This window comes from Allobosea sp. CER48 (genome assembly GCF_044752385.1).
In the GTDB taxonomy this organism is placed as follows: Bacteria; Pseudomonadota; Alphaproteobacteria; order Rhizobiales; family Beijerinckiaceae; genus Allobosea.
Genome location: NZ_JBIWYK010000246.1, coordinates 1 through 4,696 on the forward strand (window position 1 = coordinate 1; position 4,696 = coordinate 4,696).

At 67.3% G+C, this 4,696-nt stretch carries 5 protein-coding genes; all 5 read left to right on the forward strand.

The genetic code is table 11. The features are described 5' to 3' along the window. The first annotated feature begins 345 nt into the window (after positions 1–345). The 5 genes from murA to ACIPIA_RS10570 all read left to right on the forward strand — a co-directional run bounded on the left by murA (position 346) and on the right by ACIPIA_RS10570 (position 4,504). A complete protein-coding gene (gene murA, locus ACIPIA_RS10550) occupies positions 346–1,635 on the forward strand; it encodes a UDP-N-acetylglucosamine 1-carboxyvinyltransferase (protein ID WP_400509254.1) in 1,290 nt (429 codons plus the stop codon). A gap of 45 nt (positions 1,636–1,680) precedes the next feature. Beyond that, positions 1,681–2,130, forward strand: coding sequence for a DUF2948 family protein (locus ACIPIA_RS10555; protein WP_400509256.1), 450 nt, complete (start codon positions 1,681–1,683; stop codon positions 2,128–2,130). A 43-nt stretch (positions 2,131–2,173) separates the two neighbouring features. Then, the gene (hisD, locus tag ACIPIA_RS10560; protein WP_400509258.1) at positions 2,174–3,466 is read left to right on the forward strand and encodes a histidinol dehydrogenase; all 1,293 of its coding nucleotides are present in this window, start codon (positions 2,174–2,176) and stop codon (positions 3,464–3,466) included. Positions 3,467–3,503: 37 nt separating this feature from the next. Further along, entirely contained in the window at positions 3,504–3,992 is a 489-nt protein-coding gene (locus ACIPIA_RS10565; RefSeq protein WP_400509260.1) for a UPF0262 family protein, read from the forward strand. Between the two features lie 107 nt (positions 3,993–4,099). Then, a complete protein-coding gene (locus tag ACIPIA_RS10570) occupies positions 4,100–4,504 on the forward strand; it encodes an arsenate-mycothiol transferase ArsC (RefSeq protein ID WP_400509261.1) in 405 nt (134 codons plus the stop codon). Positions 4,505–4,696 lie beyond the last annotated feature (192 nt).

The window sequence follows — 4,696 nt, forward strand, 5'->3', positions numbered from 1 at the left end:
GCGTGTCGCGGACTGAAACGGCGCCTGACGCCCGGTGGCGCTTGTCCCCAGGCTGATGTGGGTCTAACGATACCGCCGCTAATTCGCCGCGTTCCCGCGTTCAAACAGCCATGTCGAGCTGATGCCGTGACCCGCCAGACAGCCGAGGACGAGAAGCAGGCGCGCCTATCCGCCGCGCTCCGCGAAAACCTGAAGCGCCGCAAGGCCCAGGCTCGCGCTCGCCGTTCGGAGGAGGCGAAAGCGCAGGAGCCGGCGCCTCCCGCTCAGGCCGAGACTCCCCGGTCCTGACTTTCCTTAACTTCGAGAGCCGCCGGGTTTCCCGGTCCGGCCGAGCAGGACCTGACGATGGACAAGATCCGCATCACCGGCGGCCAGCGCCTCAATGGCGCGATTCCGATTTCCGGCGCCAAGAACGCCGCCTTGCCGCTGATGATCGCGAGCCTGCTGACCGACGAGACCTTGACGCTGACCAATGTGCCGCGTCTCTCGGACGTCACGGCGCTCTCACGCATCCTGTCCAACCATGGCGTCGACCGCACCGTCGCCGGCAAGCGCATCGGCCAGTCGGCCGAAACCGGGCAGAACATCTCGCTGACCGCCCGACAGATCGTCGACACCTGCGCGCCCTATGAGCTGGTCTCGACCATGCGGGCGAGCTTCTGGGTGATCGCGCCGATCCTGGCCCGGATGGGCGAGGCCAAGATCTCGCTGCCGGGCGGCTGCGCCATCGGCACGCGGCCGGTCGATCTGCTGCTGATGGCCCTGGAGAAGCTCGGGGCCGAGATCGCGATCGAGAATGGCTATGCGCTGGCGCGTGCCCCCAAGGGGCTGAAGGGCGGCGAGATCGTCTTCCCGAAGGTTACGGTCGGCGGCACGCACACCGCCCTGATGGCCGCTGTCCTCGCTGACGGCACGACCGTGATCGAGAATGCCGCACGCGAGCCCGAGGTCACCGATCTCGCCGCTTGCCTCGTGAAGATGGGGGCCAAGATCGAGGGCGCCGGCACGTCTCGCATCGTGGTGACCGGCGTCTCCCGCCTCGGTGGCGCGCATCACGCGGTGCTGCCGGATCGGATCGAGACCGGCACCTATGCCATGGCGGTCGCGATGACCGGCGGCGATGTGGTTCTGGAAGGCGCGCGCGCCGATCTCCTGCAATCCGCGCTGGACGTGCTGACCAGGGCCGGCGTCGAGGTCGACGAGACCAATGAAGGCATCCGGGTGCGCCGCAATGGCCACGGCATCGAGGCCGTGGATGTCGACACCGATCCGTTCCCCGGCTTCCCGACCGATCTGCAGGCGCAGTTCATGGCGCTGATGACCAAGGCGAAGGGCACCTCGCGCATCCGCGAGACCATCTTCGAGAACCGCTTCATGCACGTGCAGGAGCTCGCCCGGCTTGGCGCGAAGATCCGGCTCGACGGCGACGTCGCCCATGTCGACGGCGTCGAGAAGCTCACCGGCGCGCCGGTGATGGCGACGGACCTGCGCGCCTCGGTCTCGCTGGTCATCGGCGGCCTTGCCGCCGAGGGCGACACCACCATCAACCGTGTCTATCACCTCGATCGTGGTTTCGAGGCGCTGGAAGCGAAGCTCACGCGCTGCGGCGCCGTGGTGGAGCGCATCAGCGGTTGAGTCTGGACGGTTGATTTTCTCGGGGCGGCTCGTCAGAACACCATCATGTCAGATGACGTCGCCGCTCCGCTGAAACTCATCGCGCTCGATCCGGACGACCTCGCGATCGTCTCGGCCCATCTTCAGGATGCCGTGCTGAAGGCGGCCGATCTGCGCTATCTGCCGGCCGAGAAGCGCTTCGCCCTCGCATTGCGTCGTTTCGACTGGGAGGGCGCGCAGCAGGACAAGCGCCGGCGCCGGCGCCGGCTGACGGCGCTGCATTTCGACCGCGTGCTATCCGTGCGCAGCGCCAAGCTCGACAAGAACGATCCGGACAAGGTCCTGAACCTCCTGGCGATCACCTTCGACCAGGGCGAGGACCCGGCCGGCGACGTGACGTTGCATTTCTCGGAAGGGGCGGCGATCCGCCTTTCGGTCGAATGTGTCGAGGCGCAGATGAAGGACCTCGGCCCGGTTTGGGAAGCCGTGGCGACCCCTGGCCATCCAGACGCCTGATCCCAGCCGTTCATTTCTCGCGACGATTGCCAGGAACATTGCGATGCCGATCAGGCTCGACGACAGGGACGCACGTTTCGCCGAGGGCTTCGCCGCGCTCTTGTCCGCCAAGCGCGAGGTGTCCGAAGAGGTTGATCGCGTTGCCGCCGATATCATCGGCGAGGTGCGCGAAAAGGGCGATGCCGCGCTCTTGGCCTATACTAGCCGGTTCGACGCCCTCGAGCTGACCCCGCAGACCCTGCGCGTCAGCGAGGCCGAGATCGACGATGCCGTAGCCGCCTGTTCGCCGGAACTGCTCGCGGCGCTGGAGACGGCACGCGACCGCATCGCCGTCTATCACGAGCGTCAGAAGCCGGAGGATTCCTGGGTCAGGGATGCGGCCGGTGTCGAAGCCGGCTGGCGCTGGAGTGCGGTCGAGGCCGTCGGACTCTATGTCCCCGGCGGCACGGCGAGCTATCCGTCCTCGGTGCTGATGAATGCGATCCCTGCCAAGGTCGCCGGCGTGCCGCGGATCGTCATGGTCGCGCCCACGCCGCGCGGCGAGACCAACCCGCTGGTGCTAGCGGCTGCCAGGCTCGCTGGCGTCGACGAGGTCTACCGCATCGGCGGGGCGCAGGCCGTCGCCGCACTGGCCTATGGCACGCAAGCCATTGCACCGGTCGCGAAGATCGTCGGTCCCGGCAACGCCTATGTCGCGGCCGCCAAGCGCCGCGTTTTCGGGCAGGTCGGCATCGACATGATCGCCGGCCCCTCCGAAGTGCTCGTGATTGCCGACGGTACCGCCAACCCGGACTGGATCGCTGCCGACCTGCTCGCGCAGGCCGAGCATGACGTCTCCGCCCAGTCGATCCTGATGACGGACGACGCCGCGCTCGCCGCCGAGGTCGAGAAGGCCGTCGCCGCCCAGCTCGCGGCGCTGCCTCGGGCCGATATCGCAGGAAGGAGCTGGCAGGAGTTCGGCGCGATCCTTCTGGTCGCCGACCTCGAAGCGGCCGTGCCGCTGGTCGACCGCATCGCGCCGGAGCATCTCGAGATCATGACCGCTGATCCGGACCGTCTAGCCGGCCTGATCCGCAACGCCGGCGCGATTTTCCTCGGAGGCCATACGCCGGAGGCCATCGGCGATTATGTCGGCGGCCCTAACCACGTCCTGCCGACAGCTCGCTCGGCCCGATTCTCCTCCGGCCTGGGCGTCGGCGATTTCATGAAGCGGACTTCGCTGCTGAAATGCGGCCCGGACGGCCTTCGGGCGCTTGCCTCGGCCGCGACGCGGCTCGCCGAAGCGGAGGGGTTGCAGGCGCATGGCCGATCCGTGACGATCAGGCTCAATCTCTGAGCGTCGGGCTCCGCGCCGCGCTGCACCAGGAGGAGCGATGTCCGACGCCTCGACTTCCAATACGCAGTGCCTCGTCGGCGTGACGCTCGATGAGAACTCGCTGGGCCGCGGCTCGCCCGATCAGGAGCACGAGCGCGCCGTCGCCATCTACGATCTGATCGAGCGCAACAGCTTCGTCGTGCCGGAGCATGACGGAGGTCCGTATCTCGCCCATCTCGCCATGGTCGAGCGCCGCCTCGTTTTCGAGATCAAGCAGGCGGACGGCGCGCCCGTCATCACACACCACCTCTCGCTCAGCCCGTTCCGCCGCATCATCAAGGACTACGAGCTGATCTGCGAAAGCTACTACGCAGCGATCCGCACGGCGACGCCGACGCAGATCGAAGCGATCGACATGGGCCGGCGTGGTCTGCACGATGAAGCGGCCGGCATCCTGGCTGAGCGGCTCGCAAACAAGGTCGAGGTCGATTTCGATACGGCGCGACGGCTCTTCACGCTGATCTACGCCCTGCACTGGAAGGGTTGATGCGCTTGGAGCCCAAAGCATTTTCCAGCGAAGCGGACTCCGACTCGCATGAGGAAAATGCGGCGCACGCGCTCCCCCTCCCGCGCAAGGTCCAGAGCGTGCTGTTCATGTGCGCCATGAATGCGGTGCGCTCGCCGATGGCCGAGGCCCTGGCCAAGCATTTCTTCGGCAAGTCGATCTATGTCCAGTCGGCGGGGGCCCGCAAGGGCGAGCCCGATGGCTTCGTACTCGGCGTCCTCGACGAAATCGGCATCGATCTGAAGAAGCACAAGCCGAAATCGATCGAGGAGCTGGAGGAGTGGGAAGGGCTCAACTTCGATCTGATCATCACGCTCTCGCCCGAGGCGCATCACAAGGCCCTGGAGCTCACCCGCACCCATGCCGCCGAGGTCGAGTACTGGCCTACCGTCGACCCCACGGTGTTCCAGGGCTCGCGCGAGCAGAAGCTCGACGCCTATCGCGAGGTGCGGGACGGCCTGATCAAGCGGATCAAGCAGCGCCTGCAGCGCTGAGGCGCCACAGCGCAGTAACCGCCCCCGAGCCGACGGGGGGCGACCGTCGGCAACAGTCGCGTCTGCGCGTCTGCGCGGCTGCCGGCCGTCTGGCGCCAACGAGGCGGCGCCGACCGGCCGCGCGCCGATGCTGAGCTCGATTGAGACCACGGCGAGGCCTGGAAGAATGAGGTGGAGGCCGAGATCGCTGGT

Bases quoted from the DNA above. Each gene is read 5' to 3' on its own strand.
- hisD (WP_400509258.1), top strand. From the start codon at position 2,174: ATGCCGATCAGGCTCGACGACAGGGACGCACGTTTCGCCGAGGGCTTC.
- ACIPIA_RS10565 (WP_400509260.1), top strand. From the start codon at position 3,504: ATGTCCGACGCCTCGACTTCCAATACGCAGTGCCTCGTCGGCGTGACG.
- ACIPIA_RS10555 (WP_400509256.1), top strand. From the start codon at position 1,681: ATGTCAGATGACGTCGCCGCTCCGCTGAAACTCATCGCGCTCGATCCG.
- ACIPIA_RS10570 (WP_400509261.1), top strand. From the start codon at position 4,100: ATGTGCGCCATGAATGCGGTGCGCTCGCCGATGGCCGAGGCCCTGGCC.
- murA (WP_400509254.1), top strand. From the start codon at position 346: ATGGACAAGATCCGCATCACCGGCGGCCAGCGCCTCAATGGCGCGATT.